We start from the raw sequence: 21,270 nt of genomic DNA on the forward strand, positions 1-21,270 counted from the left end.
CCGATGAGTGGGGAAGCGGTCCGGCTGAGCGTGGACGGCCAGGAGTTCACGGTCCGGGCGCGCCCGGACGAGCCCGGGGTCTACGACTTCGACTGGACCAACGGCCCGGCCGGACAGGGCTTCTCCAGCGCGACGTCGGACGGTTCCCCGATGAGCCCCGACGAACTGCGGGCCGCCGTCCGCAACTACATCGAGACGTACGATCCCGGTGACTGAGGAGTGACCCGGGAGTGCGATGAGAGCCGTGCGGGCCCGCTGCCGCACGGCTTTTCACATTGTTCTTAGACCGCTTCGTTATCAACTCCCCATGACTCAGAGCACCTCACGCCGCGCCCTCCGCGCCGCGGCGGTGGCCCTCGCGGCCACCCTCCCGTGCGTCACGCTCCTCCCGTCCGCCGCCGCGGCCCCGTCCGCCGGCCCGTCGGCCCGGACGGCCCCGGCCGGAGTCCGCGTGCACGGCGGCCTCGTCGACATCCCCGTCCGCGGCGGCACCGCCACCGTCGACACCGCCACTCTCCGCGTGACCGCCCGCACCGCGGCCGGCGGAACGGCCGAACTGTCCGCCCCCGCGGCCGGCACCCCCGGCACCCCGGGCCGGATCGACGTGACCCGCGACGGGGCGCGCTGGACCCACTCCGGCACCGGGCCGACCTTCACCGCCCGCGCCGAGCACGGCCGGCTGCTCGTCACCGCGCGGGCCGGCGGAAAGGCGGACAGCACCCTCTCCTGGCCGGTCACCGGCCACGACCGGGCCGCCTCCACCCTCCAGTTCCCGCGCGGCGAGGGGCTGTCGCTGCCCGTCGCCGACCCCTTCTGGAACTCCTCGCGTGCCGGCCTGGCCGGCAGCGGGACGGCCATGGAATCCCAGCTCTCCCTGCCCCTGTGGGGATACGGCCTGGGCCGCGGCCTGGGCGTGAGCTACGTCGTGCCCACCGACATCGGCACCACCCTGCACGTCACCTCCGAAGGGGGCCGGCTGCGCGCCACCGCCGCCCACCGCTTCTCGCGCGGCGACGCCACCACCGACTACACCGTCGCCTTCGCCCTGACGGACGGCTCCCCCGTCGCCCCCGCCCGCGACTACCGCGCCTGGCTCACCGAGCACGGGCAGCTCGGCAGCCTGCGGCGCAAGGCCGACGCCGTACCCGCCACCCGCAAGCTGCTCGGTGCCTTCCACGCCTACACCTGGGGCAGGGCCCGCACCGCCGAGGGCGTCCGCGAACTGCGCGCCCTCGGCGTGGACCGCATGTGGCTCGGCTACGACGCGGACGGCGGGCCCATGGACGCCGCCGCCGTCACCGCCGCCAGGAAGGCCGGCTACCTCGTCGGCCCGTACGACTCGTTCGCCAACGGCCAGGACCCCGCGAAATCCGACGCCTCCACCTCCGTCTGGCCCGGCACCGTCCACCCCGACTTCTGCGTACGCCGCGCCGACGGCAGCGCCGAACCGGGCTTCCACGACCGCGGCTGCTACCTCAGCTCCGAGGCGTTCGAGCGCGCCGAGGGGAGCAAGCGGTATCTCGCCGAGCGCACCCGCGCCATGACCGCCAACGGCGCCGACAGTTACTTCCTCGACGTGGACGCGGCCGGCGAACTGTTCCGCGACCACAGCACGGCCCACCCCATGACCAAGGCGAAGGACCGCGCCAACCGCCTCGCCCGGATGGGGCGCCTGGCCGGCCGCGACCGGCTCGTCCTCGGCTCCGAGTCCGCCGGCGCCTGGGCCAATGGAGTCCTCGCCTTCGACCACGGCTCCGGCACCCCGGTGGCCGACGGTCTGTGGAAGGCCCAGCGCGACAAGGAGAAGTGGGGCGGCTACGCCCCCGCCGAGGCACCCGCCATCTTCTTCCAGCAGGCCGAACTGCCGGCCGACGTCGCCAAGGCGATGTACGACCCGGCCTACCGCGTCCCCCTCTACGAGACCGCCCTCCACGACTCGCTCGTCAACACCGAGCGCTGGGAGCTGGCCTACGACAAGCTGCCGCGGCAGAAGACGACGCGGGCGCTGCTCGCCATGCTCTACAACACGCCCCTGAACTTCGTCCTGGACGGCCCGTCGCTCAAGGAGCGGGGCGCCGAACTGGCCGCGCTCCAGAAGTACTTCTCACCCCTGCACAAGGCGGCCGGCATGGAGCCGATGACCGACTTCCGCACCCTCACGACCGACCGCACCGTCCAGCGGACGGTCTTCGGCGACGGACTCCTCACCGTCACCGCCAACTTCGGCACCCGCGCCCACGACGGCCTGCCGGGCGGCTGCGTGGACGCCGAGCTGAAGGGGGACGGCAAACCGCGCAGGCTGTGCCCCGCCGACGTCAACCGGTAGCGGGGCGTGTGTGCCGGGCGGCCACCGCCCGGCACATCGGTCAGGACGAACGCTCCAGGAGGGTCCGGAGGACCGGCTCCGCCTCGGTCCACAGGACGGCGCCGCCGATGCCGGGCACGATGTGCCGTGCGGCGCCGGGGACGCGCGCGGCCAGTCCCTGCCCGAGGTCGGGGGAGTGGCTCGTGTCCTCCGCCCCGTACCAGAAGTCCACGGGGACCGTGATCGACGCCAGGTCGATCCCCCACCGCCCCATGGCGAGGACGGTGTCCCGGGCGTACCCCTCGGGTCCCTGGGCGAAGCCCTCCCGCAGCGCCTCGCGGTAGGCGGCCGCGAACTCCTCCTGCTGGTACACGGCCAGGTCGCAGTCCGGGCTGCCGGCCATGACCATGTCCCACATGGCCTCGGGGCCCAGCCGGGCGAAGACGCCCGCGGCCGCCTCGGGGTCGTCCCCGGAGAGGCTCACCAGGCGGAGCAGCTCCGCCGGCAGCACATCGGCGAAGCGGGGGTCCGCGACCTCGTCCGCCCCCGCGACCACGGCCAGCGCGCCGGTCACTCCCGCGGCGGCGCAGGCGAGCGCGAAGGGCGCCCCTTGCGAGTTGCCGACCATCGCGGGCCGGCCGAGGCCCCCGCTGTCGGCGAAAGCGCGGACGTCCGCGGCGAAGTCCGCGAACGTCCGTCCGGGCGCCGGGGTGGAGGCGCCCAGGCCCGGCCGGTCCAGGGCGATCAGCCGGACCCCGAGGCCGGCCACCGCTCCGGCGCCGAAGCCGAGCCGACGGCTGGTGGCCGCGCCGGGGGAGAACAGCACCGGCGTACCGTCCGGAGGACCCCACTCCGCCCAGCCCAGAAGTCTGCCGTCCGGCAGCCGCTCCGCGCCGGTGCGGGCCGGGGGCATCACGATCGTCTTCATGATCGCCATTATGCACGGGGCCGGGGACGCCGGAAGGGCGGTCCTCTCCGCCAACGGCGGACGGGGAGACGGTACTTCCGCCGAGTCCGGCGCGGACCGTCAGGTGGGCGTACTCGGGCGACGCGGCAACGCGGGCGAGGTGCCGTGCCAGGCCGTGCGGGGCCGGGGCCCGTGCCGGCCCGTCGGGCACGCCTGGGCCGTGTCCGACGGCTCTTGGTCCGCTGGTCCGCCGCCGAGCGGACTACTCTCGCTGCGCAGCACTCATGAGGCGCCGGCTGTCTCGCAGGGAGCACCCGCACTCATGGAGAGGGCGCCCTCAAGAGCCATCGGACCCTGCCCGGCCCCCGGCGGACCCGCCGGACGCCAGCACCGTCTCCACCGTGTCCGCCTCCTCCGGCCGCTTGTCCTCGCGGTACCGGACCACCCGCGCGAAGCGGAGCGCCACCCCCGCCGGGTAGCGGGTGGAGCGCTGGAGCCCGTCGTAGGCGATCTCGACGACCAGCTCCGGACGGACCGTCACCACCCATCCGTCGTCGTGCACGGCCAGCGCGCCCAGACGCTCCGTCTGCCACTCCAGCATCGCGTCCGTCAGACCCTTGAACGTCTTGCCCAGCATGGCGAACGAGCCGTCCGGCCGGCGCGCGCCGAGGTGCAGGTTGGAGAGCCTGCCGGTGCGCCGGCCGTGCCCCCGTTCGACGGCCAGGACCACCAGGTCGAGGGTGTGGACGGGCTTCACCTTCAGCCAGGAGGCGCCCCGCCGGCCCGCGCTGTACGGCGCGTCCAGGGCCTTGACGACCACGCCCTCGTGGCCGCGCCGCAGCACCTCCGCGGCGAACTCCCGGGCCGCCGCGCGGACCGCCGCGTCGGCCGGGTCCCCGGCCACCAGCCGCCGGACGCGCAGGAGTTCGGGAACCACCCGGGCCAGCTCCGCGTGGCGCCCGGCCGTGGTGAGGTCCAGCAGGTCGCGGCCGTCCACGGAGAGGACGTCGAAGAAGACCGGCGACAGGGGCAGGCCCGCGGCACCGGACCGGGTGCCCACCCGGCCGGCGACGTCCTGGAAGGGGTGCGGCCGGCCGTCGGCGTCCAGGGCGATCACCTCGCCGTCCAGCACGGCCGAGTCCACTGGCAACTCCAGGGCGGCGGAGGCCAGTTCGGGCAGTCGTCCGGTGATCTCGTCCAGGGTGCGGGTGAAGACCCGGACCTCGGAGCCGTCCCGGTGCACCTGGACGCGGATGCCGTCCAGCTTCTCCTCCACCGCGCACGGCCCGAGCCGGTCCAGCGCCTCGTCGACGTCCTTGGCCGTCTGCGCGAGCATCGGCAGCACCGGGCGCCCCACCCGCAGCCGGAACTCCGCCAGGGCCGCCGGGCCGTCCGCCAGCACGGCCCGGGCGACCGCGCCCAGCGAGCCGCCGAGCATCACCGCGCGCCGTACCGCGTCGGGCGGCGCGCCGGTCGCCGCCGCCAAGCCCTCGGCGGCCAGCGCGTCCAGGGCGCCCTGCCGCAGCTCGCCGCCGATCAGCCGGAGCAGGAAGTGCTGCTCCTCGGCGGTGGCCCGGGCCAGCAGCTCGTCCACCCGCCGCTTGCGCTCGCCCTGCGCGCCCTTGCCGGACACCGCCGCGATCGCGGTGAGCGCGGCGTCCACCTCGGCGACCGTCAGGGACGGGACGGCCGCCGGGGCGGGCGGGTTCCGCAGCGTGCTCCAGCCGATGCCGGTCCGGCGCTGCGGCAGCCGCCCCGCCAGGTAGGGGACGACGACCGGCGCCTCGTCCGGCTCCGCGTCCCGGAACAGCCCGGCCAGCAGCGCCACCTTCGCCGACCGCGAGCGCACCGCCGCCACCTCCGAGGACACCCGGGCGAGTCCGGCCAGCAGCATGCCCCCATCGTGCACCGGGACGGACCGGCGCGCAGTCCGGGCTCAGGCGCCGTGCCGCGCCCAGAAGCCGCAGTGGTGCGCCGCGCCCAGGTCCAGCGGCCGCGTCCCTCCGGCGCCGGGGGCCAGGGAGAGCACCCGGGGCGCCCGGCCGCCGAACCGCGGCCACTCCGGGCCCGGGACGTCGGTGCGCGCGAACCGCGTCCACGCGTCCGTCATCCGCTCCGACAGTGCCCGCTGGCCCGCCGTGAACGGCGCCGGGACGTCGAAGAGGTACGGCAGCTCGAAGGCGTGCGCCGCCCCGTACGGCAGCTCGGGGACGGTGGGCAGGCCGAAGACGTTCGGCGCCTTCGGGTCGGCGAACTCGTACCCGTACACCGGCACCCGGGCGGCCAGCGCCCGGTCCGCCCGCAGCGAGGTGCAGGTCCACGAGCGGTCGGTGAGGACCGCGGCCCAGGCGGCGGCGGGCGTCCGGTACGCGCGGGCCGGGTAGCGGCGTTCGACGGCGGCGGCCGCGTCCCCGAAGGAGGCGCGCAGCCGCGCGCGGTAGTCCGTCACATCGCGGACGGGGAACCGGGCGAACGCCTGGGCGACGAAATAGCGCATCTCGTCGTGGTTGGTGCCCTGGACCATCGGCATCCGGTGGAAGCGGCCCTTCTCCAGGGCCCGACCGGGCTCCTCGCGCAGCTGCCCGTTGCCGTACGCGACGAACGAGAACGCCCGCATCAGCTCCGGCGTCGCCAGCTTCCGCAGCGGCAGGGCCCGCAGACAGCGCAGCGCCTCGACCCGGCGCCCGCAGCCCAGCCGGCGCGCGGCCTCGCCCCCGGCGGCCAGGACGTCGCGCTCCCTCGCCCACGGGGACCAGGCCTTCTCCGCCGGGTCCACGGCACCCTTCGGCATGCTCGTCATGCACGAACCGCTCTGCAGCACGGCCCGCTGGAAGAGTCCGGCGCCCTTGGGCGAGACCAGCTGCGCACAGGTGCTCAGCGCGCCCGCCGACTCCCCGAAGAGGGTGACCCGGTGCGGGTCGCCGCCGAAGCGCCGCGCGTTGGCCCGCACCCAGCGCAGGGCCGCCTGCTGGTCGGCGAGGGTGAAGTCCGGGGCGCCGCCCAGCTCCGCGTGGCCGAAGAGACCGAAGACCCCCAGCCGGTAGTTGACGGTCACGACCACCGCGCCGCCGCGCGTCGCCAGCCGCCCGGCTTTGTAGTCACCGGCCGTGCCGGCGACGAAGGCGCCGCCGTGCAGCCAGACCATCACGGGCCGGCCACCGCCCGGCGCCCTCCCGGCGGGCCGGGTGACGTTCAGGTGGAGGCAGTCCTCGGATCCGACGGCCGCGCCGGTCGCCAGATCCGCCTGCGCGCAGCGCGGCCCGGGCGCGCCGGCGTCCCGAACGCCGCGCCACGGGCGCATCGGCACGGGGGCGTGCCAGCGCAGGGCACCGGTCGGCGGCTGGGCGTAGGGGATGCCTTCGAACGTCTCGTACGCCCCGTGCGCGCGCCCCCGGACCGCGCCCCGGTCGGTGTGGACGACCGGCGACGAGTGGCGGGGGGCGGCGTCCGCCGGGGCCGGGACGAGGGCGAGCAGAGTGGCGAGCAGGGCCACCAGGACGGGAGCGCGCAGCGCTCCGCCCCGGCGGCCGAAGGGTCGGGAATGCGGCATGCTGACGCTCCTCGGGCGGTAGTGGGCACCGTGCTCGTCCGGTCTCTGTCGGTGCCTCAGCGGCCGCGGGCGGAACATCGTCCGATCGGCATCCGATCAGTTTTCTCTGACATGGATGCCCCGCACACCGCGTCCCTCACTTCACGGGAGCGCCAATGGGCCGCGGGTGACGGCCCGGCATCGCGATTCCCGGAGGAACCCGCCCGGAACGGACGTCCCCCGGAGAGCCCCTGACCCGGAGAGCCCCTGACCCGGAGAGCCCCTGACCCGGAGAGCCCCTGACCCGGAGAGCCCCTGGCCCGGAAGGGCGCTAACCCGGAGCGGCCGTCACCCGTTCCCGCCCCGCCGCGTCGCTGATCCTCAGCAACAGCGCGATCATCAGCCAGTTGGCGACCAGCGAGGAGCCGCCCTTGGCGAGGAAGGGCAGGGCCTTGCCGGTCAGCGGGATGAGCCCGAGGACGCCCCCGGCCACCACGAACACCTGGAGCGCGAGCGCCGCCGCCAGCCCCACGGCCAGCAGCTTGCCGAACGGGTCGCGCGAGCGCAGGGCCGTGCTCAGCCCGCGCTGCACCAGCAGCGCGTAGACCAGCAGCACCGCCATCACCCCGGCGAGCCCCAGCTCCTCGCCGACCGTGGTGAGGATGAAGTCGCTGCGGCCGGCGAAGCCGATCAGCTCCGGGTGGCCCAGGCCCAGGCCGGTGCCGGAGAGCCCTCCGCTGCCGAATCCGAAGAGGGCCTGCGCGGCCTGGTCGGAGATCAGGCCGGGGGGCCGCTGGTCCTTGGGCAGGTAGATGTCGAAGGGGTGCAGCCAGGCGACGATACGGCCCTTGACGTGCTGTTCCGTCGAGCCGACGGCAGCGGCTCCCACCACGGCCATCAGCAGCCCGCAGAGCACCCAGCTGGTGCGCTCGGTGGCCGCGTAGAGCATCACCACGAACAGCCCGAAGAAGATCAGGGAGGTGCCGAGGTCCCGTTCCAGCACCAGGACGAGCAGGCTCAGTACCCACACCGCGAGGATGGGGGCGAGCTGCCGGCCGGGCGGGAGGCGGAAGCCGAGGACCTTGCGGCCGGTGAGGGCGAGGGCGTCGCGGTGGGCGACCAGGTAGCCCGCGAAGAAGATCGCGATCATGGTCTTGACGAACTCGCCGGGCTGGAAGGACAGCGGCCCCAGGAAGATCCACCGCTTGGCGCCGTAGGTGTCGCCGGGGAAGGCCGCGGGGGCCATCAGCAGGATCAGGGCCACGGCCATGGTCAGGTAGATGTACCGCTGGAGCCACCGGTGGTCCCGCAGCACCACGAGGACGCCGACGCACACCCCGACGCCGATGACCGTCCACAGCAGCTGGCCGGAGGCGGTGCCGGGGGAGTTGTAGCGTGCCGCGTAGGCGTGGTCCAGCCGGAACAGCAGCACCAGGCCGAGCCCCGAGAGCAGGGTGGCGAGCGGCAGGATCAGCGGGTCGGCGTGGGGGGCCCAGCGGCGCAGCACGAGGTGCGGCACCAGGGCCAGGCAGACCATGGAGCCGGCGAAGCCCGGCAGGCCCTCGGGGATCTCGCCGGTGGTCGCCAGGCCGGCGTACAGGTAGCCGAAGACACTGATCACGACGGCGAGGCATTGCAGCACCGCCTCGTACAGGCGGCGCGGTTCCCGCACGGCCGGTGGCTCGGCGGGTGCCCCGCTGCCGTCGTCCTCGACGCGTACGGGTTCCACAGTCACACCCGTCATGATGATCGGCCCCCGCCGGGGAAAACCCGGGAGGCCCGAAGAATTCTTCGCAATCCGGTGACTCCCGTCCCATCCTCGACATTCGCTATGTGCACGCCACCAGCGTCACATATCCGACAAGGAGGACTGGTCTCCGGCGCTCCGTGGTAGCCCTGCGTCATGATCGGGTCGCCCATGGTCGTCCCCGGCGCCGTAAGCGGGCCGGGGACGGTGCCGGTCGACCACCCGGCGGTGCGCTATCCCGCGGCCGCCAGTCAGGGCCCGTGCGACGGGCCCCTCGCAGCAGGACGGAGAGTGGTTCATGAGCAAGCGCCAGAAGGGCCGCAGACACCGCAGCGTCAACCGCACACCGCGGCCGGTCGGCGGACCGCGCCGCCCGCACGCCCGGCCGGTGGCCGTCCCGGGAGGTGTTCCGGATGCCCCGGACGCCGTCCCCGGCCTGGGCCGGCACGAGGCCAGGACCTGGGACCGGCTGCGCTCCTACGGGGCGGGCGGCGCGTCCGTCGACGAGCTGTGCGCGGCGGTGGGCTACCAGCCCCGCACCATCCTCAAACACGTCAATGGGCTGGCCGGGCAGGGCCTGGCGGAGCTGCGCGGCGACCGCTGGTACGCGCGGGCCGGTGACGGGGCGCTGGCCGTCGCGCAGGGCGGCTGACGCCCGGGTCCGGGCGGCCGGCTCCGTGCGGGGGCAGGGCGCGGGTCGGGGGGCCCGTTCTCCCGCGTCGTTCCCCGCCTCGTTCAGCCGCTTCGTTCATCCGGGCGGGTGAATACCCGTGATCTCATGCGGTGTTGAGATCCGATGATCTACTGTCGCCCGCATGCCCGACATGGATGAGATCATCGGACGGATCCGCCGTGACATGGACTCACAACTGCGCAAACGAGCCCGCCGGGCGCTCGGCGACGGGGTGGACCGGGGCGGCTGGGCCGCCGGGCCTGGTGCGACCTCGCCGGGCGCCGGAGCGCCCCCGGCGGCCGGGGACGCGGCGCCGGTTCCGGCCGGTGAGGGGTCGAGCTCCGCGGGGGCTCTCGCGCGGTGACCGCGGGGCGTGCGGTGCCCGTGGTGTCCGGTGCGGTGTCCGGTACATCCGTACGGCCGCCTCGCGGGGCGGCCGTACGGGCCCTGCCCCGCGGGATCCGCGGGGCAGGTGCCGCACCGTCAGCGCCGGGCGCGGGCCCGGCTCATGCCCATGCCCGCGAGGGCGAGGGCGACCACGCAGCAGACGGCACCCACGATGACATTGCTGACGTTGGCGCCGGTGGTGAAGGGCTGACCGGACACGACCCAGGGCGAGATGATCGTCCAGACGCCGATGGCAAGGGCTGCCCAGCTCATGGCGTGCGTGCGTTCGTATGCCGATCCGAAGCCGCCGACCAGGGCGGCGAAGGCGACACCAGTGATCAGGTTGTTGGCGGTCAGGGTGGAGAAGCCGTTGAAGCCGACGATCCAGGGTGAGGCGGCCAGGTAGACGCCGCACAGCAGGGCGAGGGCCTCGACAGCCTGGGCGGCGGGCATCGCCGTCGTCTCCTCGGAGTGGGCGCGGAGCGCCATGATGTCCGGGTGCTGGTCGATCCGGGGTGACGTAGGGGCGGTCACGTCAGCCACCTTCCTTCCCAAACGAGGATTCGGACCTTCTAGTAGTTTAACCACATTGGTCGCATGTTCACCTGAAAGAGGGTGAATAGTCCGTTCTGATGACATCTGCTGCGGCGGGGGCGTACCGGACTGATGTACGGGGAAGGCATGCCTTCCGGGGCCCGCGCCCCGCGAGCCCACAGACGGCACCTCAGGGGGAGGTTCCACCCATGGAGAACCCCACAGGGCAGGAAGAGCGGGTTCAGCCCCGCATACCGGTCCTCGGAGACACCTCGACGGGCCCCGTGTCCACCGGCCCGCCCACCCGGCGCGCCGCGCCGCGCGGCGAACCCGACGCACTCGGCGACGAGGACGATCCGGAGCCGCACATCATCCGCGGCACGGACTGACCGGCCCGGCGGTCCCGCCCGCCCGGGGCCCGTCACCCTCGGACCCCGGGAAGGCAACGCTCACGGGACGTTTCCCGGCCGGAAAGATCCCCGTGGCCCGTGGCACGCCCGGATCGCGCACAACACCGGTATGCGTGTCGCCATCGTCACCGAATCGTTTCCCCCGGACGTCAACGGCATCTCCCACCACGCCTGGCAGACCGCCCGGCACCTGGAGCTCGGCGGCCACGAGCCACTGGTCGTCGCGCCCTCCGCCCCGCCCGTCCGGTGCGACGGCGGCACGCCGGACGAAGGGCGCCGCCCGGTCGTCCACGTCCCCACACTGCCGCTGCCGGGACGTCCCGCCCTCCGTTACCCGCTGCCGGGTGGGCGGCTGACGAGGGCGCTGGCCGCCCACCGCCCCCACATCGTCCACCTGACGGCCCCGGCGGTGCTCGGCGCGCGCGCCCTGGCTGCGGCCGCCCGGCTCGGCGTCCCCGCGGTGGCCGTCCACCTGGGTCCCGCGCCCGGCCGCGGCACGGTCCGGCGCGGTGCCGCGGAGGCCGCCTGGCGGCGGGCCCGCGCCCTGCACCACGCCGTCGACCGCACCCTCGCGCCGTCCACGGAGGCCGTCCGCGCGCTGGCGGACCACGGGGTGCCGGGGGCCCTCCTGTGGCCGCCCGGGGTGGACACCGGGCGCTTCCACCCCGGCCGCCGCGACCTCGAACTGCGGCGCGCGCTGGCGCCCGGCGGCGAGTTGATCGTCGGGTACGCCGGCCGGCTCGTGCCCGCGAAGCGGCTGGACCTCCTGGCTCCCCTGTGCGTCCTGCCCGGGGTGCGGGTGGTGCTGGCGGGTGACGGCCCGTCCGCCCCCGCCCTGCGGGCGGCGCTGCCCGGCGCCCGCTTCCTCGGCTGCCGCAGGGGCGACGACCTCGCCCGGATCCTCGCCTCCCTGGACGTCTTCGTCCACCCCGGCCGCCGGGAGGGCTTCTGCCACACCGTCCAGGAGGCCCTGGCCAGCGGCGTGCCCGTCGTCGCACCGGCGGCCGGCGGTCCGCTCGACCTCGTCGGCCACGGCCGTACCGGCCTGCTCGTCCGCCCCGACGACGCGAGCGCGCTCGTCGAGGCGGTGCAGACGATGGAGGCGCGGCGCCGGCAGCGGGTGGAGTACGGGCTGGCCGCGCGGTCGTCCGTGCTCGGGCGTACGTGGCAGGTGGCGGTGGGCGAACTGGTCGGCCACTACCGGGAGGTGGTCGGGCGGGCCGCGCGGGTGGGGATGGGGTGGGAGTGAGGGTGCGACGGTCGGATGGCTCCGGTTGTGGCGGCGTGCGGCATTCCGGCAGGTGCCCACACGGGGAGGGGTGCCCCGGCCCCTCCCCCAGAGGGGGCACCCCCATTTCACCGTTTCTGCGGGGGCCGCGCCCCCGCACCCCCCGAGACCGCGCTCCGCGCGGTTGTCCTCAAACGCCGGACGGGCTGAGTTGTACGCACCACGTGAAGCGCACCCGCGTCCCCGGCACCGCCTGCGCCGCCGCCGCGAGGGCCGGTTCGGGGACGACGCCGACGACCGGGTAGCCGCCCGTCGTCGGGTGGTCGGCGAGGAAGACGACGGGGCGGCCGTCCGGGGGGACCTGTACCGCGCCCGACACCATGCCCTCGGAGGGCAGTTCGCCGGGGACGGAGCGCTCCAGGGTGGGGCCCTCGGTGCGGAGGCCGATGCGGTTGCTCGCGGAGGACACCCGGAAGTCGCCGCGGGCCAGGACGGTCAGGGCCTTCGGGGTGAACCAGTCGGCGCGCGGGCCGGGCAGCAGGGGCAGGACGAGCGCGTCGGCGGGCGGGGCGGGGCAGGGTGCCGTGTCCACGGAGGCGGGGGGCCCGCACGGGGGGCCGAGGGGCAGGATCGCGCCGTCGGACAGCGGTTCGGGGCCGAGGCCGGAGAGCAGGTCGCGGGAGCGGCTGCCGAGGACGGGCGGGACGTCGACGCCGCCGGCGAACGCGATGTAGCCGCGCAGGCCCGCCACCGCGGGCCCCACGTCGAGGACGGCCCCGGCCGGGACCCGGACCGGAGCGCCCCAGGCGACCGGCCGGCCGTCGGCGCGGACCGCGCAGGGCGCGCCCGTCACGGCCACGGTGACGGGCGTGTCGACGCGCACGGCACAGCCGTTGAGGGTGGTCTCCAGGGTCGCGCGGGTCACGGGGTTGCCGACGAGCCGGTTGGCCAGCCGGTGCGCGGGTCCGTCCAGGGCACCGGAGCGGGGTACGCCGAGGTGGGCGTGGCCGGGCCGGCCGAGGTCCTGCACGGTGGTCAGGGCTCCGGCCCGGATCACCGTCAGCGCGCTCATCCGCACGCCTCGAACCGCACCCGGGTGCCGGGCGCGAGCAGTGCGGCCGGTTCGCGCGCGGGGTCCCACATGACCGCGTCCGTCCGGCCGACGAGCAGCCAGCCGCCGGGGGAGGAGCGCGGGTAGACGCCGGTGTACGGGCCGGCCAGGCCGACCGAGCCGGCGGGGACGGCGGTGCGGGGGGTGGCCCGGCGCGGTACGTGCAACTCCGGTGGCAGGCCCGTGAGATAGCCGAAGCCGGGGGCGAAGCCGCAGAAGGCGACGCGGAAGTCGAGCGCGGAGTGGACGCGCGCCACCTCCGCCTCGGGGACCCCCCACAGCGCGGCGACCTCGGGCAGGTCGGCGCCGTCGTACCGCACCCGGATCACGACGGGCTCGCCCTCGGACGGGGGCAGGGGCGGCACGGTCCAGCGGGGGATCTCGGCCGCGAGGGCGGGCGGGTCGGCCAGGCCGTCGAGGAGGACGGTGCGGGCGGCGGGGACGATCTCGGTCATGGGCGGCAGGGTGCCCGCCTCCCGGCGGCAAAGGAGTTCGGCGTGCAGGGCCTGGGCCGCGGCGGTGTCCTCGACCTCGACGAGCAGCGCGTGCCGTCCGACGCGCAGCGGGCGCGGGGCGCTCATACGAACGCCTCCAGCCGGACGCCCGCCGCCTCCAGGGCCTCCCGCACCCGCCGGGCCAGCGCGGCGGCGCCGGGGGTGTCGCCGTGCAGGCACAGCGAGCGGGCCCGGACGGTGACCTCCTCGCCGGTGAGGGCGGTGACGGCGGCGTGCCGCGCCAGGCGGACCGACCGGGCCACGACGGCCTCCTCGTCGGTGATGACCGCGCCTTCGTGGCGGCGGGGGACGAGTGTGGCGCCGGCGGTGTACGCGCGGTCGGCGAACGCCTCGGTGACCACCGGGAGTCCGGCCTCCGCGGCAGCGGCGAGCAGCCGCGAGCCGGGCAGGCCCAGCACGGGCAGCCGGCCTCCCGCGCGCAGCACGCCGTCCACCACGGCGGCCGCCTGGCCGGCGTCGGTGACCGCGCGGTTGTAGAGCGCGCCGTGGGGTTTGACGTACGCCACATCGGAGCCGGCCGCCCGCGCGAACACCCGCAACGCGCCGATCTGATAGGTGATCTCGTCCGCCAGTTCGTCCGGCGGCACGTCCATGGCGCGCCGCCCGAAGCCGGCCAGGTCCCGGTAGGAGACCTGGGCGCCGATGCGGACGCCGCGGGCGGCGGCGAGTTCGCAGACGCGGCGCATGGTCGAGGGGTCGCCGGCGTGGAAGCCGCAGGCCACGTTGGCGCTGGTGACGACCGCCAGCAGGGCCTCGTCGTCGGTCAGGTGCCAGCGTCCGAAGCCCTCTCCGAGGTCGGCGTTGAGGTCGAGGGCGGGAGCGGGTTCCGGGTGCGTCACGGGCGGTTCTCCAGCATCGTGTCGACGATCAGTTGCCGGGCGTCGTCCAGATAGGCGGTCAGTTCGGTCTCGGCACGGCCGAGTTCGCCGTTCGCGAGGAACCGTTCGATGGTGCGGTTGCGGATCAGGAAGGGCTGGTGGAAGCCGCGCGGCGAGGGCATCGCGTGGAAGGCCAGGCGCAGTTCGGCGAGCAGCCGGTCCATGGCGGCGTCGATGCGCGGGCTGTCGCTGAGCGCGGCCAGCGCGCGGTGGAAGCGCAGGTCGGCGGTGGCGACCTGGGGCCAGTCGCCGTCGTCGGCAGCCCATTCGGCCTCCGCGACGGCGGCCGTGACCGCCTCGCGCAGGGGCTGCGGTGCCCCGGCCGCCGCCCGTACCCCCGCGATCTCCAGGGCGGCGCGCAGGCAGTAGATGTCGCCGACGTCGGCGGGGCCTGGCGTCCGGACGAAGACCCCGCGGTTGAGCTGGTGTTCGACCAGGTTGTCGTGGACCAGCAGGCGGAACGCCTCGCGCAGCGTGTTGCGCGAGACGCCGAGGTCCTGGCCGAGCGCTTCTTCCGAGAGCTGGGTGCCGGGCGGCAGCACGCCGCCCTCGATGCGGTCGCGGAGCACGGCGGTGACGCGCTGCGCGGTGGAACGGGCCATGACTTCTCCTGGGGAGAGGGTGACCTGCGCTGATTCATGGGAGGGCGGGGCCCGTTGGGATCGAGCCCGGACCCTTGAGGATTGTTGAACAACATCTTAGCCTCCTCGGCAAGGAGCCTCACCTCATCGAGTGAGGACCGGGAATTCCGGGACTGCCGGGGACTCCGGGGATCCCGGGCACACGAAAGGCGGGCCGCATGCTCGTTCTCCTGGGTGTCCTCGTGGTCGTGGCCGGGTTCGCCACCCGGCGCAACCCCCTCCTGGTGGTCGGCGTGGCCGGCATCGCCACCGGCCTGCTGGGCGGACTGTCGCCGCGCGAGGTGCTGGCGGCCTTCGGCACCGGCTTCGCCTCCAGTCGGGCCGTGACGATCTTCGCGGTGACCCTGCCGGTCATCGGCCTCTTGGAGCGCCACGGCCTCCAGGTCCAGGCCCGCCGTCTCGTCGGCCGCTTCGGCCGGCTCACCACCGGCCGCTTCCTCGCGCTCTACCTGTTACTCCGCCAGGTGACCGCCGCCGTCGGGCTGGGCGGCGCCTTCGGCCACGCGCAGACCGTGCTTCCGCTGGCCGCGCCGATGGCCGAGGGGGCGGCCGAGCGCCGCCACGGCGGGCCGCTGCCGACGAGGGTGCGGGAACGAATACGGTCCTTCGCCGCCAGCGCCGACAACGTCGGATTCTTCTTCGGCGAGGACGTCTTCCTGGCCGTCGGCTCCATCCTGCTCATCACCGGGTTCGTCAACACGACGTACCACACCCGGCTGGAGCCGTTGGAGCTCGCGCTCTGGGCGATCCCCACCGCCCTCTGCGCGCTGGCCGTGCACGGCTGGCGGCTGCTGCGGCTGGACCGGACGCTGCTCGCCGGCGTCCCGTCCGCAGATGCCCCGCCCGCGAGCACCCCGCCCCCGGGTACCCCGTCCGCCGGGACGGCCGCCTCCCGGACCGATGACGGACCGGACACCACCGGCCGGGACGGGCTGGAGACGGCCCGATGATCAAGGCGGAGTGGTTCTACTGGCTGGTCGGCGCCCTCTTCCTGATGATGGCCGCCCAGATGCTCACCGACCGCGGCAACCCGCGGCGCCGCGGCAGCGCCGCCTTCTGGGGCCTGCTCGGCCTGGGCTTCGTCTACGGCACCTGGGTGGCGGACGGCAGCGCCCCCGCCGAACCCCTCGGCGCCGCCGTCCTCGTCATGGTCTGTCTGGCGGGGTTCGGCCTCACCGGCCGCGGCACGGGAGCCGGCGACCCCGAGGCCGCGGCGCGCCGGCGCGAGGCGGGCGCCGAGCGGTTCGGCGGGCGGCTGTTCGTCCCCGCCCTGACCGTTCCGGCCGTCGCGCTCGTCTGCGCCGTCGGCCTCAAGAAAGTGCACTGGAACGGCGAGCCACTGTTACAGAAGGGCAGCGAGACCGTCCTCGGGCTCGGCATCGGCGCCGTCACCGCCCTCGTCGTCGGCATGGTGCTGCTCCGCGAGAAGCGGCCCGCCGAGGCGGTGCACGCCGGGCGTTCGATGCTCGAATCGATGGGCTTCGCGCTGCTGCTGCCCCAGTTGCTCGCCACGCTCGGCGCGATCTTCTCCATCGCCGGGGTCGGCGAGCAGGTCCGCAGGATCACCACCGCCGCGCTCCCCGAGGGGTCGGTCCTCCTCGGGGTCGTCGTCTACTGCGCCGGGATGTTCCTGTTCACCGTCGTCATGGGCAACGGCTTCGCCGCCTTCCCGGTGATGACCGCCGCCGTCGGCTGGCCGGTCCTCGTCGAGCAGGCGCACGGGAACGCCCCGGCCGTGCTCGCCGTCGGCATGCTCGCCGGCTTCTGCGGCACCCTCGTGACGCCGATGGCCGCCAACTACAACCTCGTGCCCGCCGCGCTGCTCGAACTCACGGACCAGTACGGCCCCATCAAGGCCCAACTGCCCACGGCTTTCATCCTGCTAGGGTGCAATATGGTCATCATGTACGTGTTTGCCGTGTGACGGGTGCCGGGGCGCCGTCGCGGGCGTTCCCGGCGGCGGACCGTTCCGACCGTGCCGTTTCGTCCGATGTCGGACCGACCGCCTACGCTGTGCGACGTGACTTCTCCAGCCCCGGCGGCAGTTCCGCCCCAGCTCAACGGGCCCGCGCGCCCGGCCCCGGGCCCGGCCGCCGACGAGGGCCTGGCCCGCCGGCTGCGCGCGCTCGCGTGCACGGCGCCGCTGCACGACCTCGACACCCGCAAGGCCAACCTCGCGGGCGAGTACGGCGTCTACGCCATGGCGGAGGTGGCCCTGGCCGCCATCGACCTCGTCACGCTCAACATGGACTTCGACACCGGCGCCGACCACGAGCAGATAGTGGCCAGGCTCCTGCCGCGCGTCGCCGCCCAGGCCCCCGCGCGCCCCGCGGGCGAACACGAGCGCGTCGCCCGCTGGGTCCTGGAGAACCTCATCAACGTCGGCAGCGTCGACCGAGGCTTCCGGGCCGTCTACGGCACGTTCGGCACGGACGGCGCCTACGTGCGCCGCGACTACGACTTCAAGCTGATCGAGGAGGTCCCGGGCCCCGGCGGCACGGTCTTCCTGCGCACCACCGACGAGGCCGTCAACGTCCTGGTCGGCGCCCTCGACACGGACGTCACCAGCGCGCAGATCGCCGCCGAGGTCAAGCTGGAGGTCCTGGTCAGCCGGGGCCGCCTCGCCGACGCCCAGCTCGCCGCCGAGCAGGCCCGCTACCGCACCGTCCAGTACGCCGAGACCCTCCGCAAGACCCTCGACGCCACCCGGCGCAACGTCCGCGCGGTCGACTGGCTGCGGACCGTCCCCGACATGATCGACGAGGCGCTGGAGCACGTCGCCGACCGCTACCGGCACGAGAACGCGATTCTCACCAACATCCGCAAGGTCCGCGACGAGGCCGCCTCCGGCATCGACCCCGAGCACAAGCGCCGCGCCGCCGAGCTCGTCGACATCGTCAAGGACTGCATCCGCCGGCACACCCAGCTCCAGTCCCGGCTGCTGGAGGCCGGCCCGCTCTTCCGCGCCGAGCAGGACCGCCAGGCGTTCACCACCACCTCCGCCCGCGCCGGCCTCGACCTCTACGGTCAGCTCCTCGCCCCCGTCCTGCCGCTCCCCCTGGAACAGGCCGGGCGCGTCACCGACGCCTTCTTCGCCCGCGGCACCGGCCCGCGCACCCCCGCCTCCGTCCGCGTCACCGACCTCGTCGACCTCCTGCTGACCCCGCCCGCCGAACGCGAGCACCTCGGCGCCGAGATGCCCGAGCCCGACCTCATCGCGACCCCCGACGACAGCCGCTTCAGCGAGGAGCAGCTCGCGAGCGCCATGGAGCTGCTCTCCCTGCCGCCGGACGCGCCCCGCCGGCTCTCCGGCCTGCTGGCCGAGGCGCGTCGTCGTGATCCCGAACTGCCGTATCTCGTCGCCCTGCTGGCCGTCCACGCGGCCAGCCCCGCTGTCGGCACGGCCTATCGGCAGGGTGAGCGCTCTCTGTTGTTCGCCGTGGACGACGGCACGGTGCTGGACGATCCGGAGTTCGGCGGCGCCGACCTTGTTGTGGGCACGGCGCTGCTCGATGCGGCCGGGATGGCCGCGGATCGGTCGGAGGCGTCGTGAGTGCCCCGGTCCCGCCCTTTCACCGTTTCCCGGGGCTCTGGCCCGGACCCCGTGAAAGCACCTTCGGTGCTTGTCCTCAAACTCCCCCAGAGGGGGCACCCCCAACGGGCTGAATCAGCCCGTCCGGCGTTTGAGGACAACCGCGCGGAGCGCGGTTTCGGGGGTGCGGGGGCTCGCCCCCGCAGGAAACGGTGAAAGGGCGGGACCGGGGCACCCCACCCCCCAGAGCAGCCACAACGCACAGGAGCACCAACGGTGATTGACGACCACGACGTCGACGAGACGGCACACCCGGACGCCGCCACCCCCGCCCCGAGCGGCAACGCACCGCTCACCCCCGCCGACGCAGCCGACGCCGCCAGGCTCGTATCCTTCGGCCTCCAGCCCAGACTCCAGCCCGCCCGCGACCCCGACTACGCCGAACTCCTGCGCCGCCACCGCGACGACCCCCCCTTCGCCCGGCTCGCCGACGCCATCGCCGCCGGCCTCGGCCTCGTCGTGCTGGAGGTCTCCACCCGGGCCGGCATGGCCGTCACCGCCGCCGAGGACTCCGTCTTCGCGGTCCGGATGGGCGACTACGCCCGCCGGGCCACCGTCGACTCCGGTGACCGCTTCCTGCACGGCCTCGCCCACCTGGCGGTCGCGGCGATGGCCTTCCCGCGCCCCGAGGACCTGGCCGACGACGGGTACATCGGCCGGATCACCGTCAACGGCGTCGACGCCTTCGTCCGGCAGGCGTGCCGCCGGCTGGAGGAGCGGGCCGCGGAGGGCGGCGAGAACACCGACCCTGTGACGGACGCCCCCGGCCTGGAGGCGGCCTGGCGGGTCTACGCGCGCCGCAGCGCCACCGGGGCGACCAAGGACGCCCGCCGCCTGGCCGGTTCCACCACCGGCATCATCGCCAAGGCCGTGGCCTTCCTCGTCGACTCCGGCTTCCTCCAGCGCACCGGGGACGACGCCGGCGGCGCCTACCGCACGACGCCCCGCTACCAGCTCCAGGTCCGCGACATGGCCGGCAGCGCCGCCATGGCCGAGCTGCTGGAGCTGGGCGTCGTCCCGGTCGGCGACGGCGTCGCCACCCTGCTGCCGCCCGACGACGCCGACGACCTCGACCTGGTCGCCGACGCCGGCCTGCCGTTCCACGCCTGACCGCTTCCCGACGACCGCTTCTGACCGTTTCCGACCGCCACACCTTTCGACCGCCACACCGCGACAAACGAGAGTCCGCCGCCATGTACGAGCTGTCCCGGGTCCGCCTCTACTCCATCGGGCCCGCCGGTGCGCGCTACGCCGACACCGTGCTGGATCTGCGGGGGGTGGGCGCGCCCGTGCCGTCGCCCGCGCCCGCGCAGGCGGAGTTCTTCGAGGAGGAGCCCGTCGGGCCGCCGCGCCGCCCCGCGCCCGCGGGCGTGCTGTTCCTGGAGAACGGCGGCGGCAAGTCCGTCCTGCTCAAGCTGATCTTCTCGGTGATGCTGCCGGGCCACCGCAACACCCTCGGCGGCGCCAGCTCCGGCGTGCTGCGCAAGTTCCTGCTCGCCGACGACTGCGGCCATGTCGCCCTGGAGTGGCAGCACGTCCTCACCGGCGAGACGGTCGTCGTCGGCAAGGTCAGCGAGTGGCGCGGCCGTCAGGTCTCCAACGACCCGCGGAAGTTCGCCGAGGCGTGGTACTCGTTCCGGCCCGGCCCCGGGATGAGCCTGGACGCGCTGCCGGTCGCCGAGTCCACCGCCATGCGCCCGAGGGCCGACGGCGCGTCCACCGCGCGCGGCCGCCGCCGCACCATGAAGGGGTTCCGCGACGCCCTCACCGAGGCCGGCAAGGCGTACCCGCACCTGGACGTGGTGTGGGAGGAGATCCACGAGCGCTGGAACGAACACCTCGGCGAGCTCGGCCTCGACCCCGAACTCTTCCGCTACCAGCGGGAGATGAACGCCGACGAGGGCGAGGCCGCCGGCCTCTTCGCGGTGAAGAACGACTCCGACTTCACCGATCTGCTGCTGCGCGCGGTCACCGACACCCGCGACACCGACGGCCTGGCCGACCTCGTCCACGGCTTCGCGCACAAGCTCGGCCGCCGCGCCGAGCTCACGGCCGAACGCGACTTCACCGCCGGCTCCCTCGACCTGCTCTCCCGCATCGTCGAGGCCGGTGCCCGCCGGGACCAGGCGCGTGGCGTGCACGCCGGCGCCGAGCGCCGCACCCGCGCCCTCGCCCGCCGGCTCTCCGGCCGCGCCGCCGAGGAGCGGGGCCGCGCCGCCGAGCTCGCCGAGCAGGTGGCCGGTGCCGCCCACCGCGTCACCGACGCCGAGACCGGGCGCGAGCACAGCTCCCGGATCTCCGCCGAACTCGCCTACCGGCACGCCTCGCTGGCGCTCGCCGCCGCCGAGAAGGCCGCCGCCGCCCAGCGGCGCGAGCTCAACGACGCCAGGACCCTGCACTCCGCGTGGCAGGCCGCCGAGACCGTGCTGCGGCACCGGGCCGCCGCCGACCGCTCCGCGCGCGTCGCCGCCGCCATCCACGAGGCCGAACGCGACGCCGCGCCCGCCCTCGCCGCCCGGACGCGGGCCGCCGCCGCCCTGGTCCGGGCCCTCAACGCCGCGGCCGAGGAGGGCGAACGGCTCGCCGACGAGCAGGAGGAGCGTTCGGCGGCCCTCCAGGAGACCGGCGAGGCCGCCCACCGCGACGCGACCGCCGCCGCCACCGAGGCCCAGCGCGCCCGCAGCGAGGCCGGCCATCTGCGGCAGCGGCTGGCCGAGGTCGAGCAGGAGACCGCCGACGCCGTCCGCGCGGGCTGGCTCGACGACACCGCGCCCGACGCCGACCCGGCCCGCGCGGCGCTCGCCGCCAGCGAC

Annotated in this window: 19 protein-coding genes and 1 pseudogene; 11 read left to right on the forward strand and 9 right to left on the reverse strand. The window is 75.0% G+C overall.

Annotated elements, in window-relative coordinates; all coding sequences use genetic code 11:
* Positions 1 to 3 precede the first annotated feature (3 nt).
* Both HN013_RS18175 and HN013_RS18180 read left to right on the forward strand, forming a co-directional pair.
* Complete coding sequence (locus tag HN013_RS18175) at positions 4 to 216, forward strand: hypothetical protein (protein ID WP_171167416.1); 213 nt, start codon at positions 4 to 6, stop codon at positions 214 to 216.
* A gap of 91 nt (positions 217 to 307) precedes the next feature.
* A complete protein-coding gene (locus HN013_RS18180; protein ID WP_171167418.1) occupies positions 308 to 2,326 on the forward strand; it encodes a glycoside hydrolase in 2,019 nt (672 codons plus the stop codon).
* Positions 2,327 to 2,366: 40 nt separating this feature from the next.
* Here the strand turns inward: HN013_RS18180 and HN013_RS18185 are convergent, their stop codons facing one another.
* The 4 genes from HN013_RS18185 to HN013_RS18200 all read right to left on the reverse strand — a co-directional run bounded on the left by HN013_RS18185 (position 2,367) and on the right by HN013_RS18200 (position 8,485).
* Positions 2,367 to 3,233 (reverse strand): alpha/beta fold hydrolase, encoded by an 867-nt coding sequence (locus tag HN013_RS18185; protein WP_171167420.1) that lies wholly within the window; start codon positions 3,231 to 3,233, stop codon positions 2,367 to 2,369.
* Between the two features lie 316 nt (positions 3,234 to 3,549).
* Complete coding sequence (locus HN013_RS18190; RefSeq protein ID WP_171167421.1) at positions 3,550 to 5,106, reverse strand: ATP-dependent DNA ligase; 1,557 nt, start codon at positions 5,104 to 5,106, stop codon at positions 3,550 to 3,552.
* A gap of 42 nt (positions 5,107 to 5,148) precedes the next feature.
* Positions 5,149 to 6,762 (reverse strand): carboxylesterase/lipase family protein, encoded by a 1,614-nt coding sequence (locus tag HN013_RS18195; RefSeq protein WP_171167423.1) that lies wholly within the window; start codon positions 6,760 to 6,762, stop codon positions 5,149 to 5,151.
* A gap of 310 nt (positions 6,763 to 7,072) precedes the next feature.
* On the reverse strand, positions 7,073 to 8,485 hold the full coding sequence (locus HN013_RS18200; protein WP_398980131.1) for an FtsW/RodA/SpoVE family cell cycle protein: 1,413 nt from the start codon (positions 8,483 to 8,485) through the stop codon (positions 7,073 to 7,075).
* Between the two features lie 301 nt (positions 8,486 to 8,786).
* On the opposite strand from HN013_RS18200, the gene HN013_RS18205 reads away from it, so the two are divergent.
* Together HN013_RS18205 and HN013_RS18210 are read left to right on the forward strand one after the other, a co-directional pair.
* Positions 8,787 to 9,140, forward strand: a complete 354-nt coding sequence (locus HN013_RS18205) for a hypothetical protein (RefSeq protein ID WP_171167425.1) — start codon at positions 8,787 to 8,789, stop codon at positions 9,138 to 9,140.
* 163 nt (positions 9,141 to 9,303) lie between these two features.
* Positions 9,304 to 9,525, forward strand: coding sequence for a hypothetical protein (locus HN013_RS18210; RefSeq protein WP_171167427.1), 222 nt, complete (start codon positions 9,304 to 9,306; stop codon positions 9,523 to 9,525).
* Between the two features lie 119 nt (positions 9,526 to 9,644).
* On the opposite strand, the gene HN013_RS18215 is transcribed toward HN013_RS18210, so the two are convergent.
* Positions 9,645 to 10,082: an SPW repeat protein gene (locus tag HN013_RS18215; RefSeq protein ID WP_312018638.1), complete on the reverse strand. Its 438-nt coding sequence runs from the start codon at positions 10,080 to 10,082 to the stop codon at positions 9,645 to 9,647.
* A 209-nt stretch (positions 10,083 to 10,291) separates the two neighbouring features.
* Between HN013_RS18215 and HN013_RS18220 the strand changes: the two genes are divergently transcribed.
* Together HN013_RS18220 and HN013_RS18225 are read left to right on the forward strand one after the other, a co-directional pair.
* Positions 10,292 to 10,471 (forward strand): hypothetical protein, encoded by a 180-nt coding sequence (locus HN013_RS18220; protein ID WP_171167429.1) that lies wholly within the window; start codon positions 10,292 to 10,294, stop codon positions 10,469 to 10,471.
* Positions 10,472 to 10,601: 130 nt separating this feature from the next.
* The gene (locus HN013_RS18225) at positions 10,602 to 11,741 is read left to right on the forward strand and encodes a glycosyltransferase (RefSeq protein ID WP_171167431.1); all 1,140 of its coding nucleotides are present in this window, start codon (positions 10,602 to 10,604) and stop codon (positions 11,739 to 11,741) included.
* 169 nt (positions 11,742 to 11,910) lie between these two features.
* Here the strand turns inward: HN013_RS18225 and HN013_RS18230 are convergent, their stop codons facing one another.
* Genes HN013_RS18230 through HN013_RS18245 form a run of 4 tightly spaced genes read right to left on the reverse strand, consistent with a single transcriptional unit; the run spans position 11,911 to position 14,826 of the window.
* Positions 11,911 to 12,792: a biotin-dependent carboxyltransferase family protein gene (locus HN013_RS18230; RefSeq protein ID WP_171167433.1), complete on the reverse strand. Its 882-nt coding sequence runs from the start codon at positions 12,790 to 12,792 to the stop codon at positions 11,911 to 11,913.
* Positions 12,789 to 13,412, reverse strand: a complete 624-nt coding sequence (locus tag HN013_RS18235; RefSeq protein WP_171167436.1) for an allophanate hydrolase subunit 1 — start codon at positions 13,410 to 13,412, stop codon at positions 12,789 to 12,791. The genes HN013_RS18230 and HN013_RS18235 overlap by 4 nt, the downstream gene beginning before the upstream one ends.
* Positions 13,409 to 14,185 (reverse strand): LamB/YcsF family protein, encoded by a 777-nt coding sequence (locus HN013_RS18240; protein WP_171167438.1) that lies wholly within the window; start codon positions 14,183 to 14,185, stop codon positions 13,409 to 13,411. The genes HN013_RS18235 and HN013_RS18240 overlap by 4 nt, the downstream gene beginning before the upstream one ends.
* Positions 14,182 to 14,826 (reverse strand): GntR family transcriptional regulator, encoded by a 645-nt coding sequence (locus HN013_RS18245; protein WP_171167440.1) that lies wholly within the window; start codon positions 14,824 to 14,826, stop codon positions 14,182 to 14,184. The genes HN013_RS18240 and HN013_RS18245 overlap by 4 nt, the downstream gene beginning before the upstream one ends.
* Before the next feature lie 197 nt (positions 14,827 to 15,023).
* Here HN013_RS18245 and HN013_RS18250 point away from each other — a divergent pair, with 197 nt between their 5' ends.
* The 5 genes and pseudogenes from HN013_RS18250 to HN013_RS18270 all read left to right on the forward strand — a co-directional run.
* A complete protein-coding gene (locus tag HN013_RS18250; RefSeq protein ID WP_249375113.1) occupies positions 15,024 to 15,815 on the forward strand; it encodes a DUF969 domain-containing protein in 792 nt (263 codons plus the stop codon).
* Entirely contained in the window at positions 15,812 to 16,789 is a 978-nt protein-coding gene (locus HN013_RS18255; RefSeq protein WP_171167442.1) for a DUF979 domain-containing protein, read from the forward strand. The genes HN013_RS18250 and HN013_RS18255 overlap by 4 nt, the downstream gene beginning before the upstream one ends.
* A gap of 96 nt (positions 16,790 to 16,885) precedes the next feature.
* On the forward strand, positions 16,886 to 18,418 hold the full coding sequence (locus HN013_RS18260; RefSeq protein WP_171167444.1) for a hypothetical protein: 1,533 nt from the start codon (positions 16,886 to 16,888) through the stop codon (positions 18,416 to 18,418).
* A 255-nt stretch (positions 18,419 to 18,673) separates the two neighbouring features.
* Complete coding sequence (locus HN013_RS18265) at positions 18,674 to 19,567, forward strand: hypothetical protein (protein ID WP_398980142.1); 894 nt, start codon at positions 18,674 to 18,676, stop codon at positions 19,565 to 19,567.
* 83 nt (positions 19,568 to 19,650) lie between these two features.
* Positions 19,651 to 21,270: pseudogene (locus HN013_RS18270) on the forward strand (hypothetical protein); the annotation flags it as partial.

The organism is Streptomyces sp. I05A-00742, assembly GCF_013055795.1.
In the GTDB taxonomy this organism is placed as follows: domain Bacteria; phylum Actinomycetota; class Actinomycetes; order Streptomycetales; family Streptomycetaceae; genus Streptomyces.

Excerpts from the sequence above, each read along its gene's own strand:
- HN013_RS18210 (WP_171167427.1), top strand. The coding sequence starts at position 9,304 with ATGCCCGACATGGATGAGATCATCGGACGGATCCGCCGTGACATGGAC.
- HN013_RS18190 (WP_171167421.1), bottom strand. The coding sequence starts at position 5,106 with ATGCTGCTGGCCGGACTCGCCCGGGTGTCCTCGGAGGTGGCGGCGGTG.
- HN013_RS18220 (WP_171167429.1), top strand. The coding sequence starts at position 10,292 with ATGGAGAACCCCACAGGGCAGGAAGAGCGGGTTCAGCCCCGCATACCG.
- HN013_RS18255 (WP_171167442.1), top strand. The coding sequence starts at position 15,812 with ATGATCAAGGCGGAGTGGTTCTACTGGCTGGTCGGCGCCCTCTTCCTG.
- HN013_RS18230 (WP_171167433.1), bottom strand. The coding sequence starts at position 12,792 with ATGAGCGCGCTGACGGTGATCCGGGCCGGAGCCCTGACCACCGTGCAG.
- HN013_RS18250 (WP_249375113.1), top strand. The coding sequence starts at position 15,024 with ATGCTCGTTCTCCTGGGTGTCCTCGTGGTCGTGGCCGGGTTCGCCACC.
- HN013_RS18175 (WP_171167416.1), top strand. The coding sequence starts at position 4 with ATGAGTGGGGAAGCGGTCCGGCTGAGCGTGGACGGCCAGGAGTTCACG.
- HN013_RS18245 (WP_171167440.1), bottom strand. The coding sequence starts at position 14,826 with ATGGCCCGTTCCACCGCGCAGCGCGTCACCGCCGTGCTCCGCGACCGC.
- HN013_RS18225 (WP_171167431.1), top strand. The coding sequence starts at position 10,602 with ATGCGTGTCGCCATCGTCACCGAATCGTTTCCCCCGGACGTCAACGGC.
- HN013_RS18205 (WP_171167425.1), top strand. The coding sequence starts at position 8,787 with ATGAGCAAGCGCCAGAAGGGCCGCAGACACCGCAGCGTCAACCGCACA.
- HN013_RS18185 (WP_171167420.1), bottom strand. The coding sequence starts at position 3,233 with ATGAAGACGATCGTGATGCCCCCGGCCCGCACCGGCGCGGAGCGGCTG.
- HN013_RS18235 (WP_171167436.1), bottom strand. The coding sequence starts at position 13,412 with ATGAGCGCCCCGCGCCCGCTGCGCGTCGGACGGCACGCGCTGCTCGTC.
- HN013_RS18180 (WP_171167418.1), top strand. The coding sequence starts at position 308 with ATGACTCAGAGCACCTCACGCCGCGCCCTCCGCGCCGCGGCGGTGGCC.
- HN013_RS18200 (WP_398980131.1), bottom strand. The coding sequence starts at position 8,485 with ATGACGGGTGTGACTGTGGAACCCGTACGCGTCGAGGACGACGGCAGC.
- HN013_RS18195 (WP_171167423.1), bottom strand. The coding sequence starts at position 6,762 with ATGCCGCATTCCCGACCCTTCGGCCGCCGGGGCGGAGCGCTGCGCGCT.